The organism is Arthrobacter sp. efr-133-R2A-63 (genome assembly GCF_030209795.1).
Taxonomy (GTDB): Bacteria; Actinomycetota; Actinomycetes; order Actinomycetales; family Micrococcaceae; genus Arthrobacter; species Arthrobacter bambusae_A.
Map to the genome: position 1 here is coordinate 100,861 of NZ_JARVRG010000026.1, position 15,096 is coordinate 115,956.

The 15,096-nt window shown below is 65.0% G+C and carries 12 protein-coding genes; 7 read left to right on the forward strand and 5 right to left on the reverse strand.

Annotated elements, in window-relative coordinates:
• Positions 1-65 precede the first annotated feature (65 nt).
• Positions 66-2,285, forward strand: a complete 2,220-nt coding sequence (locus tag QRN45_RS15025) for an MMPL family transporter (RefSeq protein WP_241709430.1) — start codon at positions 66-68, stop codon at positions 2,283-2,285.
• Here QRN45_RS15025 and QRN45_RS15030 read toward each other — a convergent pair.
• Positions 2,261-3,196, reverse strand: a complete 936-nt coding sequence (locus QRN45_RS15030) for an NAD-dependent epimerase/dehydratase family protein (protein WP_241709431.1) — start codon at positions 3,194-3,196, stop codon at positions 2,261-2,263. The two genes, QRN45_RS15025 and QRN45_RS15030, sit on opposite strands and share 25 nt — an antisense overlap.
• 151 nt (positions 3,197-3,347) lie before the next feature.
• On the opposite strand from QRN45_RS15030, the gene QRN45_RS15035 reads away from it, so the two are divergent.
• From QRN45_RS15035 to QRN45_RS15060, 6 genes are all read left to right on the forward strand, one after another.
• Positions 3,348-4,073 carry a TetR/AcrR family transcriptional regulator gene (locus QRN45_RS15035; RefSeq protein WP_241709432.1) on the forward strand — a complete coding sequence of 242 codons (726 nt, stop codon included), beginning with the start codon at positions 3,348-3,350 and terminating at the stop codon, positions 4,071-4,073.
• Positions 4,074-4,094: 21 nt separating this feature from the next.
• On the forward strand, positions 4,095-4,871 hold the full coding sequence (locus tag QRN45_RS15040) for an oxygenase MpaB family protein (RefSeq protein ID WP_241709433.1): 777 nt from the start codon (positions 4,095-4,097) through the stop codon (positions 4,869-4,871).
• A 340-nt stretch (positions 4,872-5,211) separates the two neighbouring features.
• Positions 5,212-7,077, forward strand: coding sequence for a molecular chaperone DnaK (gene dnaK / locus QRN45_RS15045; protein ID WP_078107406.1), 1,866 nt, complete (start codon positions 5,212-5,214; stop codon positions 7,075-7,077).
• Between the two features lie 2 nt (positions 7,078-7,079).
• On the forward strand, positions 7,080-7,742 hold the full coding sequence (locus tag QRN45_RS15050; RefSeq protein ID WP_241709434.1) for a nucleotide exchange factor GrpE: 663 nt from the start codon (positions 7,080-7,082) through the stop codon (positions 7,740-7,742).
• 285 nt (positions 7,743-8,027) lie between these two features.
• Positions 8,028-8,993, forward strand: a complete 966-nt coding sequence (locus QRN45_RS15055) for a DnaJ C-terminal domain-containing protein (protein ID WP_284763849.1) — start codon at positions 8,028-8,030, stop codon at positions 8,991-8,993.
• Positions 8,994-9,023: 30 nt separating this feature from the next.
• The gene (locus QRN45_RS15060; protein ID WP_078107409.1) at positions 9,024-9,446 is read left to right on the forward strand and encodes a heat shock protein transcriptional repressor HspR; all 423 of its coding nucleotides are present in this window, start codon (positions 9,024-9,026) and stop codon (positions 9,444-9,446) included.
• A 3-nt stretch (positions 9,447-9,449) separates the two neighbouring features.
• Here QRN45_RS15060 and QRN45_RS15065 read toward each other — a convergent pair whose 3' ends face one another.
• Genes QRN45_RS15065 through QRN45_RS15080 form a run of 4 tightly spaced genes read right to left on the reverse strand, consistent with a single transcriptional unit; the run spans position 9,450 to position 15,091 of the window.
• Positions 9,450-10,085, reverse strand: coding sequence for a CG0192-related protein (locus tag QRN45_RS15065; protein ID WP_241709435.1), 636 nt, complete (start codon positions 10,083-10,085; stop codon positions 9,450-9,452).
• Positions 10,086-10,095: 10 nt separating this feature from the next.
• Positions 10,096-12,486 carry a bifunctional salicylyl-CoA 5-hydroxylase/oxidoreductase gene (locus QRN45_RS15070; protein ID WP_284763850.1) on the reverse strand — a complete coding sequence of 797 codons (2,391 nt, stop codon included), beginning with the start codon at positions 12,484-12,486 and terminating at the stop codon, positions 10,096-10,098.
• Positions 12,483-14,159, reverse strand: coding sequence for an AMP-binding protein (locus QRN45_RS15075; RefSeq protein ID WP_284763851.1), 1,677 nt, complete (start codon positions 14,157-14,159; stop codon positions 12,483-12,485). The genes QRN45_RS15070 and QRN45_RS15075 overlap by 4 nt, the downstream gene beginning before the upstream one ends.
• A 41-nt stretch (positions 14,160-14,200) precedes the next feature.
• Positions 14,201-15,091, reverse strand: a complete 891-nt coding sequence (locus QRN45_RS15080; protein ID WP_241709455.1) for an acyl-CoA thioesterase — start codon at positions 15,089-15,091, stop codon at positions 14,201-14,203.
• Positions 15,092-15,096 lie beyond the last annotated feature (5 nt).

Consider the following 15,096-nt stretch of genomic DNA (forward strand, 5'->3'; position numbering starts at 1 on the left):
CCATTGACCAATTATCTCCATGATAGATATATTTCACCATGGAAGTAATTACGGAGGGGGCGGCCATGATCGACAGACGGCCTGGAATCGGGCGACGAAGCAGTTCGCGGTGGTGGGTGGCGGCGGCGGTGCTAGCGCTGGCGGCGTGGATGGTCATCGGTGGAATCGGCGGCCCGACCTTTGGAAAGCTCAGCGAGGTGTCCAGCAACGACCAAGCATCCTTCCTGCCGGCGAGCGCCGAATCCACCGAAGCCCGCGCATGGCAAAGCAAGTTCGCTTCCAGCGGCAGTGTTCCCGCGGTGGTGCTGTTCGAGTCTCCCGAGAAACTTTCACCCGCTCAACTGGCCGGATTGGCGCCCCTCGGCACCCAGCTGTCCGCCGTCGCCGGGGTCAGCCATTCGACGGCGATGGTCGGGCCGATTCCGTCCGCGGACGGCAAGGCGGTGCAATTCATCGTCCCCGTGGAGGAAGGAAACGGTGTCAAGGAGAGCATTCAAGCACTTCGCGCAAACGCGACGGGGTATGCGGCGGGGGCAGGGCTCCCCGCTGGAACAACCAGCTACGTGACGGGACCGGCAGGCTTTCTCGCCGATTTGGTGAACGCTTTTGGCGGCATCGACGGGATATTGCTCTTCGCGGCGCTGGGCGCCGTCCTGGTCATCCTGCTGGCAGTCTATCGATCCGTGGTGCTGCCCTTTGTGGTGCTCCTTACTGCCGTCTTCGCGCTTTGCGGGTCCATCTTGGTGGTCTTTGCCTTGGCGAAGGCGGGCGCAATCCAATTGACAGGACAGAGCCAAGGGATCCTGTCCATCCTGGTGGTGGGCTCGGCCACCGACTATGCGCTCCTCTTTGTGGCCCGTTACCGTGAGGCCTTGGGTGACGCGTCAAACAAATGGTCGGCTGTGGGACGCGCGTACAAGGGTAGCTTTGGGGCCATTGTGGCGTCCGGCACGACGGTCGCGCTGGCGTTGCTTTGCCTGCTCTTCTCGGAACTGAATTCAAACCGGGGGCTGGGGCCTATCGGAGCGATCGGAATCGTCTTCTCAATGTTGGCTAGCCTCACGCTGCTTCCCGCGGCGCTTGGACTTCTCGGCCGGTCCGCATTTTGGCCGCGAACGCCGAGGAAAGCCCAGGCCGCGAGTGCTGCGGCGAGTGCCGCCGTCGCCGCCCCGGCCCACTCCAACATTCCCCGGGTCTGGAGGCGTCTGGCCGGAATCATAGCCAAGCGGCCCAGGGCCGTATGGCTGGGGGCCGCCGCCGTTTTGGTGGTCTGCGCTTCAGGCCTGCTGCAACTCCAGGCGAGCGGTGTTCCGCAGTCGGCACTCATCCTGAGCAAATCCGAGGCTGTGGACGGCCAAACGGCTGTGGGCCGGCACTATCCGGCCGGCGCAGGAAGCCCCGTAGTGGTGGTGGCCGAGGAAAAGTCGGCAGCCGTGGTGCTTGCCGAAGTCAAGGCCCAGGAAGGCATCTCGGATGCATCCGTGGTTGCCGTTCCACCGGATTCCGGAGCCCGACCGCTGGCTGACGCCGCGACCGGTGCTGCCCCCTTGGTGCGGGACGGACGGGTGTTGATCAATGCCACCCTGTCCTCGGAGGCCGACTCGGCGAAGGCCGAACAGACCATCGCCACGCTCCGGCAGAAGCTCCATGACACGGCCCCCGGAACCCTGGTGGGAGGAACCACGGCCACGGCCACGGACACCAACGCGAGCGCGCAGTCGGATTTGTGGCGCATCATCCCGATCGTCTTGGCGGTCATCTTGTTGGTGCTCATGGCACTGCTGCGGTCCATCCTGGCGCCGCTCTTGCTGATAGGAACCGTGGTGCTGTCCTATGCCGCCGCGTTGGGTGTCTCGGCCTGGGTGTTCAACCATGTGTTTGGATTCCCCGGAGCGGATGCCTCGGTTCCGCTCTTCGGTTTTGTCTTCCTTGTAGCCCTCGGCGTGGACTACAACATCTTCCTCATGACCCGCGTCCGGGAGGAGTCGATGCTCAACGGAACCAGGGCCGGCATCTTGAAGGGGCTCGGTGCCACCGGCGGAGTGATTACCTCGGCCGGCGTTGTCCTTGCTGCAACCTTTGCCGCCCTGGGGGTCATTCCGATCCTCTTCCTTGCGCAGATTTCCTTTATCGTGGCGTTCGGGGTGCTGCTCGACACGACGATCGTGCGATCGCTCCTGGTGCCTGCGCTGTCCTACGACGTCGGGTCCCGCATCTGGTGGCCGGGACGCTTGGCCCGCCATCCGGCGTCGAAAGAGGATCAGCGGGCGGCCACGGCTTCCTGATCCCGCCACCAGGCCACGGTCGCCGCCATCGCGTCCGCGCGCGGCGTCGGTTCCAGCCCGAGCTTGGCCTGGCTCGCCGTGGAATCCATGACGAACGGCCGCTCAAACTGGTACATCATTTCGGCCAGCTCCCGCATGTCGGTTGAAAACAAGCCGAGTGCCCGGAGCAGCCAACCGGGAACCACGCTCAGCTTCGGTTCGGGAACGCCGGCCGACCGTGCGAAGTTGCCGGCAATTTCCCGCATCGTCATTGCCGGTCCCGTGGGGGCGTGCAGCACCGAGTTCCAGAGTTCGGGCTTCTGGGCCGCGGCGATCATGGCTGCGGCGAGATCCGGGACATAGGTGAAAGAGTGCGGCTGCTCGGCGCTTCCGAGAACCTGGACTGTCTTGCCCTTCAGTATCAGCGGGACCATGCGCTCGCCGGCATGCGCCATGCGTGCCCGTGGACCGAAGAAATCGCCTGCCACCACGCTGACGGTGTTCGCGGCGTGGGTTTGCCGGGCCTTCAGCAGGGCGGAACGGATCCCGCGTTTCCCGCCGGCCGCTTCGCGCGGGCTGCTTTCAGTGAGGGTATTGTCCGGCTCGCTGTAGGAGTAAAGGCTTTCAGGGAAGACGACGACGGCGCCCGCCGCCCATGCCGCGTCCATCACCACCCGCTCTGCAACAGGGAGTTCGGCCGCCCAGGCTTTGGCGCGATAGGCGGAACCGTGGATGCAGTGGAAGACGGCCGCGGCCCCGTCGAAGGCTTGCACCAACTTCGCCGGGTACGAGACATCCACGCGGAGCTTTTCGACCAGCGGGTGGTCCGGGCCGCTACCTGAGCGCGTCAGGACACGCACCTGTTCTCCGCGGTCCGCGAGTTGTTCGGCAATGGTCCATCCGACGGGGCCTGCTCCTGTGACGACATACATGGTGTTGCTCGCTTTCCGGCTGGGATCTATTGGTGGAAGTCTTGATTAGAGAGCGGTGCTCTCTGAATTCAGGATGGATCCTTTCGAATTGCATGTCAAGAGCATTGCTCGCATTTGTTTCCAGTGCTCTCCTTTATGGCATGCTGGATGCATGGACCTCCCCTTAGTTGCAGCGGCCAAGCAATCGACGCCCCGAGAGCGGGCCCGGGCCCAGACCGTGGCGGACATCATCCGGCTGGGCCGTCAGCACCTTGCTTTGCATGGCGCCGCGGGCCTGTCCCTGAGGGCAGTTGCGCGCGACCTCGGCGTGGTGTCTTCTGCTGTGTACCGCTATGTGGAGAGCCGCGACGAACTGCTGACCCTCTTGCTGATTGACGCGTACGGAGAGCTGGGCGACGACGTGGATGCCGCCGTCGACGCCCTCCCTGAAGGCGACTATCGTGGCAGGTTCCTGGCGCTCGGCCGTGCCGTGCGGCAGTGGGCCCTGCGCGAGCCGGCGCGGTACGCCCTCCTGTTCGGCAGCCCGGTGCCCGGATACCAAGCGCCCGCGGAACGGACCACCGAACCTGGAACGCGGGTGATCTACCGGATGGTGGGGATCTTCGACGCCGCCTACCGCGCGGGCGCCTTGGCCGCCGAAGTGGCGCCCGCCGTCGTCGTTCCTCCCGCCCTCGCCGCGAACCTGGCGGCGGTCCGGGCCGAACTGGGCGTGGCCGTTCCGGAGCCCGCGTTGGCCCGGGGCGTGCTGGTGTGGACATCGGTTTTCGGCGCGGTCAGCTTCGAGGTGTTCGGCCAATACGGCGCCGACACCTTTGCCGCGCGGGACGAGCTCTTTGAGCACCAGCTCGAGGTGCTGCTGGGGGTCGTGGGGCTGTAGCCGCGAATGTACAGTAACTGCATGGGTCGTGGACTTGCTGACATCGGCGCGGAGGGCGTGTTGCTGGCCGGTGCAGGCCGCGCCATCCTGATGCAGGTCGCCGATCCCGCGGTCGGTCACGGCGTCGCCGAGCACAGCAATTTCGCCGAGCGGCCACTCGACCGCTTGCGTGCCACCATGACGTACGTCTACGCCGTGGTCTATGGCTCGGAAGAGCAACTGGCGGCGGTGCGCCGGGCCGTGAATCGTGCGCACGCCCCGGTTCGCCGGCCAGCGGACGAGGCGTCGAACGGGTACAACGCCTTCGATGCGCACTCCCAGCTCTGGGTCGTGGCCACCCTCTATGACACCGCTGTCACCGTTTACGAAAAGGTCCACGGAGCCCTCGACGACGACACTGCCGACCGGATCTACCGTGAGTATGCGCGGATCGGGACGGCCTTGCAGCTTCCCGCGGAACTCTGGCCGGCCGACCGCCCGGCCTTCGCGCGCTATCGGGACGATTCCTTGCGGCACCTCGAACCGGATGCGGCCGCTTTGCGAGTGGCCCACGAGCTCCTGTACCCCGCGAGCGGGCCGTTCTTGATGCGTTTGAGCATGCCGTTGGTCCGCCTGCTGACAGCCGGGCTCTTGCCGGAGCAGCTTCGCGCGGGATTCGGACTTCCTTGGAAGGCGCGTCACCGGCGCAGCTTCGACGCCATCATGCGGTTGTTGGCCGTGGCTTATCCGAGGCTTCCGGAAAAGGTCAGGCATTGGCCGAAGAACTACTATCTTGCCCAGCTCGGCCCGGGCGAATAACGCGCCGGCCCGTCCTCGACATCGCCGGAACGCTGCGCAGTCGCCGGAGCGTTCCGGCGAACCGGCACTGTTCCCGCGAGCTCGACGTCGGCCCTCAACCGGGCGTTCTCCCACGGCGAAATCGCCCATGGATCCCTGAGTTTCCGGGGTTCATGGGCTCTCGTTGAAAAGAGTTGAGCCTACTCGACTCAACTTTGGATTGACATTGAATGAGGCCTGAGTACAGTTGAGTGCAGAACGCTCAACTAGCCGAAGGTTGAGTGCTCCCCGGCTCCGAACCCTCCATGAGGAAAGGAATCGGGTGAAATCTCGATCGTCGGCCATTGAAAGGAAGCACCATATGTCACGCGCTGTAGGTATCGACCTCGGAACCACCAACTCCGTCGTCTCTGTTCTCGAAGGTGGCGAGCCCACCGTCATTGCCAACGCCGAGGGTGGCCGCACCACGCCGTCGGTCGTTGCATTCTCCAAGTCGGGCGAAGTCCTGGTCGGCGAAATCGCCAAGCGCCAGGCCGTCAACAACATCGACCGCACCATCGCTTCCGTGAAGCGCCACATGGGCACCGACTGGTCCGTCGCCATTGACGACAAGAAGTACACGCCGCAGGAAATCTCCGCGCGCATCCTCATGAAGCTGAAGAACGACGCCGAGAGCTACCTCGGCGAGAAGGTCACCGACGCTGTCATCACCGTCCCGGCCTACTTCAACGACGCCGAGCGCCAGGCCACCAAGGAGGCCGGCGAGATCGCCGGCATGAACGTTCTCCGCATCGTCAACGAGCCCACCGCCGCTGCACTTGCGTACGGCCTGGACAAGGGCAAAGAAGACGAACTCATCCTGGTCTTCGACCTCGGTGGCGGCACGTTCGACGTCTCCCTGCTGGAAGTCGGCAAGGACGAAGACGGCTTCTCCACCATCCAGGTCCGCGCCACCGCCGGCGACAACCGCCTCGGCGGCGACGACTGGGACCAGCGCGTTGTTGACTACCTGCTGAACCAGCTCAAGATCAAGGGCATCGACCTTTCCAAGGACAAGATCGCCCTGCAGCGCCTGCGCGAAGCTTCTGAGCAGGCCAAGAAGGAACTCTCGTCCTCCACCAGCACCAACGTCTCCCTCCAGTACCTCTCCGTCACCCCCGACGGCCCGGTCCACCTGGACGAGCAGCTGACCCGTGCCAAGTTCCAGGACCTCACCAAGGACCTGCTCGAGCGCACCAAGAAGCCGTTCCACGACGTCATCGCCGAGACCGGGATCAAGCTCTCCGAAATCGACCACATTGTGCTCGTGGGCGGTTCCACCCGTATGCCCGCCGTCTACGACCTCGTGAAGGAACTCGCCGGCGGCAAGGAGCCCAACAAGGGCGTCAACCCGGACGAAGTTGTTGCCGTTGGCGCAGCCCTCCAGGCTGGTGTGCTGAAGGGCGAGCGCAAGGACGTCCTGCTGATCGACGTCACCCCGCTCTCCCTCGGTATCGAAACCAAGGGCGGCGTCATGACGCACCTGATCGAGCGCAACACGGCCATCCCCACGAAGCGTTCCGAGACCTTCACCACCGCTGACGACAACCAGCCGTCCGTGGCCATCCAGGTCTTCCAGGGCGAGCGTGAATTCACCCGCGACAACAAGCCGCTGGGAACGTTCGAACTGACCGGCATCGCACCGGCCCCGCGCGGCGTCCCGCAGGTCGAGGTCACCTTCGACATCGACGCCAACGGCATTGTCCACGTCTCCGCCAAGGACAAGGGCACCGGCAAGGAGCAGTCGATGACCATCACCGGCGGCACTGCGCTGTCCAAGGAAGACATCGACCGGATGGTCCGTGAAGCCGAGGAGCACGCAGCCGAGGACAAGGCCCGCCGCGAGGCTACCGACACGCGCAACACTGCCGAGCAGCTCGCCTACTCCGTGGACAAGCTCATCGCCGAAAACGACGACAAGCTGCCTGAAGAGGTCAAGACCGAGGTCAAGGCCGACGTCGACGCCCTCAAGAAGGCCCTCGAAGGCACCGACGACGCAGCAGTGAAGACCGCTTTCGAGAAGCTGCAGCACTCGCAGTCGAAGCTCGGCGAAGCGATCTACTCGCACGCCGGTTCCCCGGATGGCGCAAGCAGCGCCGCTGGTGCTGAGGGCGCTCACGCCGATGCCAAGGCTGCCGACGAGGACATCGTCGACGCCGAGATCATCGACGAAGACGAAAAGAAGTAAGCATGCCTCACCACGGCAACGACGCAGAGCACTCACCGTCCAACAACGAGGGCAACGAGCAGCACAAGCCGGTCATTCGGGACAACCGCAAGGTTGACCCGGAGACCGGGGCCGCCCGCCACACCCAAGGATCGGCAGCTGAATCCAACGCCGCTGCCGCCGAGGGCGACGCCCTGTCCCAGGCTGAGGAAATCCTCAACGGCGTGGAGGTTCCGGCTGAAGAGTCGGTAGCCCCCGGAGCCGCTGCAGAAGCAGCGGCCGCGGAACTCCGCAACGACCTCCTGCGCCTGCAGGCCGAGTACGTCAACTACCGCAAGCGCGTCGAACGCGACCGCGCCGTCGCAGGGGAAATGGCCGTCATCGGCGTCCTGAACTCCCTGCTGCCGGTGCTGGACGACGTCGACGCCGCCCGCCAGCACGGCGACCTCGTGGACGGCCCGTTCGCAGCGATCGCCGCCAAGCTGGAGAATGCGCTGAAGACGTACGGCCTGGAACGCATCGCGGAAACCGGAGTCGAATTCGACCCCACGATCCACGAAGCACTCATCCAGCAGCCGGGCGAGGACATCGAAGTAGACACGGTCAGCCAAGTGCTGCGCTCCGGCTACAAGTCGGGCGAGCGCGTGCTGCGTGCGGCACAGGTGATTGTGGCTGTGCCGGCGTAGGGTTTCGCCTCACCGTGCCTTCGCGGATGAGGGGGAGCATCGCGAAACGAGACAAGGGGCCCCGCCCCTTCGCCGGGTGGCCCAGGATCTGCGATCCTTGGTCACCCGGCTTCGGCAGCGGATATTGGCCTTCCCAACACTCGCAAGCTCGTGTCGGGGCCCTCGGCCAGATCCTTAGATGCCACTCCCGGGCCCCTTGCCTCGCTCCGCTCAGACGGTCGTCTCACCTAAGGTGGGATAAGCGCAGCGCACGCAACTTAACCAGAAACGAAAGAGAGTAGCCGAGTGGCCAGCCAGGACTGGGTTGAGAAGGATTTTTACGCCATCCTTGGTGTCGCCAAGGACGCCTCTGACGCTGACATCAAGAAGGCGTACCGCAAGCTTGCGCGGAAGTACCATCCGGATACCAATTCCGGGGATGCTGCTGCGGAGAAGAAGTTCAAGGACATCTCAGAGGCCTATTCGGTCCTCTCGGATGCCGAGGAGCGCCAGCAGTACGATGCCATTCGCGCCATGGGCGGTGCACGCTTCGCTCCGGGCGCAGCTCGCGGCGGGCCGGCCAATGGCGGCTTCGAGGACCTGTTCGGCGGGCTTTTCGGCGGCGGCGGACGCCAGCCTGGCGGTGCCGGCGGCATCCCTCCCGAGTTCGCTGACCTGTTCGGCGGCGGCTTCGGTGGTGGGCAGACCGGCTTCCAGCGCGCCCCGCAAAAGGGCAGCGACCGCACGGCGTCCACCTCGATTTCCTTTGCCGGATCCATTCATGGCACCACGGTGAGCCTGCGCGAAAGCAACGGCAACGTCATCGACGTGAAGATTCCCGCGGGCATCAGGGACGGCCAGAAGGTCCGCCAGCGGGGCAAGGGCAACCCCGGGGCGGCCGGCAACGGGGACCTCATCATCACGGTGAACGTCAAGCCCCACGATTTCTTCAACCGCGACGGCGACAACATCCGCATCCACGTCCCGGTCACCTTCGCTGAGGCGGCTCTGGGTTCCAACATCCACGTGCCAACGCTCGACGGCGACACGGTCACCGTCCGCGTCCCGGCGGGCACGCCTTCCGGGCGCACGCTCCGGGTCAAGGGCCGCGGCGTCAAGACGTCGAAGGGCACCGGGGACCTGTTGGTGACAATCGACGTCTCCGTACCGCAGAACCTCAACAAGCAGGCCGAGGAGGCCGTCAAGGCGTTTGCCGCGGCCACTGCCGACGCCGACCCCCGCCACGACCTGGCCTCCAGGGCCCGCTTGTAGCGGCAGAACACAATGGGAGGGGACGCAGGCATGGGCATCGACATCAACCAGCCGATCTTCGTCATCTCCGTCGCGGCCGAACTGGCTGACATGCACCCGCAGACCTTGCGCCAGTACGACCGCCTCGGCATCGTGTCGCCGAGCCGTGCCCCGGGCAAGTCCCGACGATACTCCCAACGCGACATCGACCGCTTGCGCGAGGTCCAGCGGCTCTCCCACGAAGGCGTGTCCCTCGAGGGCATCAAGCGCATCCTCGAACTCGAAAACCAGGTGGCCGCGCTGCAATTCCGCGTTGCTGAACTGAGCGAGGAACTGCAACGCAGGCGCAGCCCGATGGAGGCCCGCGTTTTCGCGGCGGGAGCAGCCGGCGACGTCGTCAGCCTGGCCCGCGGGCAGCGCCCCCGGGCGCGGTCCCAGGCAATCGTGGTGTGGAGACCGCGGACGGGGGAGTAGTCCCTAGGCCTGCGAGAGGGAAGCCAGCAGCACCGGCCCTTCCTGGCCGGCCCACGTGCCCCGCAGGACAGCCGAATTTTCCGGACCCGGTGTCCCCGGAACGAGGACACGGTTCACCTGCACGGTGAGTTGACCGGCGTCGATACTGGTGATGCCGTCTTCGGTGATCGGGGCCGCCGGGCTCAGCGCAGGCACTTCGCTACCGGGGGTACCGCTGCCCTTGACCTCGACGGAACTCTTGCGAGGCTCCAGCACGCCGTCCATATCCACGAACTGTTCGGCCTCCCGCTGACCAGTGACGATGACGGTGGCCAGGGCAGCGACGTAGACGGGATCGGCGCAGGCGTCGTACACCCACCGCGTGCCCAAAACGGAGTGTTCCATGGTGCCGAGGAACGAGTCCTTTGCCCCGGGCAATTCCGAACCCCGGTAGCTCAGGGGAACCTGGTAGATCTTGCCGCCGTGGGAGACCAAGTGGGTCTCGAGGCCGACTTCGCCGTCCGGATCATCGAAGCGGTATGCGCCGAGCAGCTCGGGCGGTGCGGAGCCGTCCTTGGTGAACCACGGCTGGACGGGCAAGTACTTTTCGATGAGCTCACGTTTGCTGGGACTCAGGGTTGCTTGATGGATGATAGCCATGCGGTCCAGCCTAGTTGGCCAGTGCGGGCGCGGAGACTGCTCTCGGGGTCCAACGCAGGTGCGTGTTGTCGGCGTCGGACTCGCGCTCTTTCAAGAGTGAAAGCCTGGGCCTAACGGCATCCGTGCGGGAGCTCGGCGGTTTGCGTCGCCCCGCCCGGAACTGCGGCACCCACTGCGCCCCGGGGCCTTGGTATTCCTGCTCGGCTGCGGCGTGGAGCGTCCACTGGGGGTCGAACAGGTGCGTCCTGCCCAGTGCCACGAGGTCGGCCCGCCCGGCAAGAAGGACGGAGTTGACGTCGTCGTAGCTGGAGATGGCACCGACGGCGATGACGGCTGCTCCGGCGGGTGCGGCGACCTCCTGGCGGATGCGGTCGGCGAAAGGCGTCTGGTAGCTGCGGCCGAAAGCCGGTTGTTCTTCCTTGGCGACCTGGCCGGTGGAGACGTCGATGCCCGCGGCGCCATGGGCTACGAATGCCCGCGCGATGTCGAGCGAGTCGTCTGAGGTGTTGCCGCCTTCGATCCAGTCCGTCGCGGAGATGCGTACCGTCACAGGCTTGCTGGCAGGCCACGCCGCACGGACGGCGTCGAACACTTCCAGGGGGAACCGCAGGCGGTTCTCCAAGCTGCCGCCGTACGCGTCCGTCCTGCGGTTGGACACGGGTGAGAGGAACGAGGAAAGCAGGTAGCCGTGGGCGGCATGGACCTCGAGGAGGTCGAAGCCTGCCTCTTCGGCACGGAGGGTCGCGGCGACGAACTCAGCCTTGATGGCGGCCATTCCTGCGTGGTCGAGTTCCACAGGCGTCTGGTTGCCGGGACCGTATGGCAGGGCCGTCGGTCCAACAGCCTGCCAGTTGCCGGATGCGAGCGGTTCGTCGATGCCTTCCCACATGAGCTTGGTGGAGCCCTTGCGGCCGGAATGACCCAGCTGCGCACCGATCTTGGCCGTCGAACGCGCATGGACGAAGTCCACGATTTCCTTCCAGCTGTCTCGCTGTGTGTCCGTGTACAGGCCGGTGCAGCCGGGGGTGATCCGCCCGGTCTCGGAAACACACACCATTTCTGTCATGACCAACCCGGCGCCGCCGAGTGCCTTGGAACCGAGGTGTACTTTGTGGAAGTCGCCCGGGACGCCATCCACCGCGGAGTACATGTCCATCGGAGAGACCACAATGCGGTTCTTGAGCTCCAGTCCGCCGATCCGGAACGGTTGGAACATGGCCGGGGCAGTCTCCGTCAGTCCTTGGGACTCGGCGAAGTTGCGGTCTACGGCGTCGGCGAATTCCGGGTCGCGCAGGCGCAGGTTTTCCTGTGTGATGCGGCGGCTCCGGGTGAGGAGGTTGAAAGCGAACTGCGTCGGGTCCTGCCCCTTGTATTGGGCGATCCGCTCGAACCATTCAAGCGAAGCCTGGGCGGCGCGCTGTGTGGATGCGACAACGGGACGACGCTCCGTTTCATAGGCAGACAACGCCGACTCCACATCCGGGTGCTCGTGCAGGCACGCGGCGAGTGCCAGGGAGTCCTCCATGGCCAGTTTCGTTCCGGAACCGATGGAGAAGTGTGCGGTATGAGCCGCATCGCCGAGCAACACCACATTGTTGTGGCGCCAGCTCTCGTTACGGACCGTGGTGAAGTTGATCCATTTGGAGTTGTTGGACAGGACCTCGTAGCCGTCCAGTTCTTCCGCGAAGATCGTGCGGATCTTGGCAATCGCCTTCTCGTCGGACACCCCTGGCGGGAAGACGTCGGTTGCGGTCTCGTCGAAGCCGGCTGCCCGCCACACGTCCTCGTGCATCTCGACAATGAACGTGGATCCTTCGTCGGAATACGGGTAGCCATGGATCTGCATGACGCCCCATTCTGTTTCCTTGACGAAGAACTTGAACGCCTCGAACACCTGGTCCGTACCGAGCCACATGAACTTGTTGGGCCGCAGATCGAGGGTCGGAGCGAAGGAGTCCGCGTACTTCGCGCGGATCTGGGAGTTGATGCCATCCGCTGCGAGGACCAGATCATAGTTGGCCTCAAGCTCTTCCACCGCCGGCGCAAGGGTCTGGAAACGCAGGTCGACGCCGAGCTCGGCACACCGGCGCTGAAGCAGTTCCAGCAGTTCCTTGCGACTCATGGCCGCAAAGCCCTGGCCGCCCACCGTCACCGTTTCGCCGCCGAAGTGGATGTCGATGTCGGACCAGCGGGCGAAGCGCCGGCTCATGTATTCGGCCACGGCGGGGTCGGCGTTGCCGATGCCGCCGAGAGTCTCATCGGAAAATACGACGCCGAAACCGAAAGTGTCGCTGGCGGCGTTGCGTTCCCAGAGGGTGATCTTGTGGGACGGGTCGAGTTGCTTCATCAATGCCGCGAAGTACAGGCCGCCGGGGCCGCCCCCTACGATTGCGATTTTCATGCTTTTGCTCCTTCGCAGGCCTGGCCCAAGCCTGCGCTGGCAAGCTGTTCGGGGTCGTCGTTGATGCGGTCGCGCAGCTTGAAATGCTGCAGCTTGCCGCTGGGGTTGCGGGGAAGTTCGTCGACGAACCGGATGTCCCGCGGGTACTTGTAGGGGGCGATCGTCCGTTTGACGAAGTCCTGTATTTCCTTGCGCTTCGCGTCATCGCCCCTGACGCCTTCGCGCAGGACGATGAATGCGCAGACGACGCTGCCGCGTGCTTCGTCGGGGCGGCCGATGACCGCGTTCTCCACTACGTCGGGGTGCAGGTCGATGGCGGTTTCCACTTCGGGGGCGCCGATGTTGTAGCCGGAGGAAACGATCATGTTGTCCGACCGGGACTGATACGTGAAGTACCCGTCCTCGTCTTTCGTGAAGGTATCGCCGGTGACGTTCCAGCCGTTGACCACGTAATTCGCTTGCCGTGGGTCGTCCAGGTAGCGGCATCCGGTGGGGCCGATGACGGCGAGCCGGCCAAGCTGCCCGGGTCCTAGTTCCAGGCCCTCGTCGTCGAGGATGGCTGCCCTGTACCCGGGCACGGCCCGTCCGGTGGTGCCGGGCCGGATGTCATCCCCGGACGCGGAAATGAACACATGCAACAGTTCGGTAGCTCCGATGCCATTGACGAGCCGGAGACCGGTGGCCGCCCGAACGGCTTCCCACGTTTCCTTGGGCAAGTGCTCGCCCGCCGAGACCGCTACCCGGAGCTCGCGGAGCAGCGATCCGCGGCCTTCCTTGAGGATGGCCCGGTACGCAGTTGGTGCAGTGAACAGGATGGTGGCCCCGGCAGCGGCGGCACTCTCGGCAAGTTCCACAGGGGTGGCCCGTTCGGTCAACAACGAGGATGCGCCGAAGCGCAGGGGGAAGACCACCAGCCCACCGAGGCCGAACGTGAAGGCGAGGGGTGGTGAACCGGCAAACACGTCGTCAGCGGTTGGCTGCAGAATATGGCGGGCGAACGTGTCGGCGTTCGCCAGGATGTCCCTGTGGAAATGCATGGTGATCTTGGGCGTGCCCGTGGTGCCCGACGTCGGGCCGAGCAGCGCGACGTCGTCGGCGGAGGTCGGAACGGCAGCGAACTCGCCGCTCTTGGCGTCACAGCGGGACGCGAGGTCGCCGGCGTCGTCTGATCCGTAGGAGAGGACAACGGTGTCCTCTCCTGCCGCCGCGAGCAGTTCATCCATGAACCGGTGGTCGGAGATGGCTACGGCCGGACGCGTAAGGCTGATGAGCGTGCCGACCTCGCTGGAACGCAACATCGGCATGGTGGTGACAACAACGGCTCCCGCTTTGAGCACGCCAAGCCAGGCCGCGACAATCCAGGGATTGTTCGGACCGCGCAACATGACGCGGTTGCCAGGCACCACTCCGAGGTCCTCGGTGAGGACCTGGGCAACTTGGTTGGCGCGCCGCCGCAGCTCACCGTACGTCCAGACCGTGCCGTCGGGGGTCCGCAGAGCGGCCCGCTCTGCACCATGGCTTGCGACGGCGTCGTCAATGAGCACCGCCGCTGCGTTGAGCGTCGCCGGGTACTGGAGTTCCGGCAGGGTGAATTCGAGGGTCGGCCACGTGCCGGCCGGTGGCAAATGGTCGCGGGTAAAGGTGTCCACGTGGGCTGATCTCAACATTGTCATGGCCACTCCTTTCAGTAATACGGCAGATAAGTCGAAGGTGTTCAGGAGCCGGCGCGGATCATGCCCTCTTGGGCAACCGTTGCCAGCAGGCGTCCTTGCCTGTCAAAGAAACGGCCCGTGGCCAGCCCCCTGTTGCTTTGCCCGGACACGGCCTCCTGGGCGTACAGGACCCAGTCATCCGCGCGGCCGTCCCGGTGGAACCACATGGAGTGGTCCAGGCTGGCCGTGGCAAGTCCGGGGCTGGACCAGTGGAGCCCGTTCACCCGGAGCAGAGGCTCGAGGATGGTGTAGTCGCAGACGTATGCCAGCGCGGCCCGGTGCAGATCTGCCGTCGCGTGTTCGTCACCGGCGTCGGGCAATTGCTCGAAGGCTTTCACCCAGATTGCCTGGTGCGGCACAGAATCGCCTTCGACCTGCAGATATACCGGCCCGGGAATGTGTCGCATGTCGAAGCTGCGCTTCGAGGACCAGTACTCGGCAGCAGGCCCTTCGACCCCCTGTAGGACCTCGGCGGCACTGCGCAGGGATTCGGGTTCGACGGCGGTAGGCGCCGGAGGCTGGAACTCCGGACCGTCTTCGGGAACCTGGAAGGAGCCCATCGCCGCATACACGGTCTTGCCGTTCTGGTGTCCACGCACGCTGCGGGTCGAGTATCCACGGCCGTCGCGGAGGCGTTCGACCTCATAGCGGACCGTGGCCCTGATCTCCACGGGGCGCATGAAGTAGCTGTGCATTGAGTGCAGCTGCCTGTCAGCGTCGACCGATCGCATCATCGCTGCCGCGGCCTGGGCCACCATGTCCCCTCCGTATGCTTTGGGCCACGGAACGTACTGTGAGGTGGCTTCGTAGGCTTCGTCGTGGATCCGGGCGGGGACGGCTGTCAGCTCGATGGCCTTGAGGAACGTCTCCGAGGTCAGGATTCCAGTGGACATGTCCA

What these genes read in the sequence shown, in the direction of transcription:
- QRN45_RS15025 (WP_241709430.1), top strand. Translation starts at nt 66, where the DNA reads ATGATCGACAGACGGCCTGGAATCGGGCGACGAAGCAGTTCGCGGTGG.
- QRN45_RS15030 (WP_241709431.1), bottom strand. Translation starts at nt 3,196, where the DNA reads ATGTATGTCGTCACAGGAGCAGGCCCCGTCGGATGGACCATTGCCGAA.
- QRN45_RS15035 (WP_241709432.1), top strand. Translation starts at nt 3,348, where the DNA reads ATGGACCTCCCCTTAGTTGCAGCGGCCAAGCAATCGACGCCCCGAGAG.
- QRN45_RS15040 (WP_241709433.1), top strand. Translation starts at nt 4,095, where the DNA reads ATGGGTCGTGGACTTGCTGACATCGGCGCGGAGGGCGTGTTGCTGGCC.
- dnaK (WP_078107406.1), top strand. Translation starts at nt 5,212, where the DNA reads ATGTCACGCGCTGTAGGTATCGACCTCGGAACCACCAACTCCGTCGTC.
- QRN45_RS15050 (WP_241709434.1), top strand. Translation starts at nt 7,080, where the DNA reads ATGCCTCACCACGGCAACGACGCAGAGCACTCACCGTCCAACAACGAG.
- QRN45_RS15060 (WP_078107409.1), top strand. Translation starts at nt 9,024, where the DNA reads ATGGGCATCGACATCAACCAGCCGATCTTCGTCATCTCCGTCGCGGCC.
- QRN45_RS15065 (WP_241709435.1), bottom strand. Translation starts at nt 10,085, where the DNA reads ATGGCTATCATCCATCAAGCAACCCTGAGTCCCAGCAAACGTGAGCTC.
- QRN45_RS15070 (WP_284763850.1), bottom strand. Translation starts at nt 12,486, where the DNA reads ATGAAAATCGCAATCGTAGGGGGCGGCCCCGGCGGCCTGTACTTCGCG.
- QRN45_RS15075 (WP_284763851.1), bottom strand. Translation starts at nt 14,159, where the DNA reads ATGACAATGTTGAGATCAGCCCACGTGGACACCTTTACCCGCGACCAT.
- QRN45_RS15080 (WP_241709455.1), bottom strand. Translation starts at nt 15,091, where the DNA reads ATGTCCACTGGAATCCTGACCTCGGAGACGTTCCTCAAGGCCATCGAG.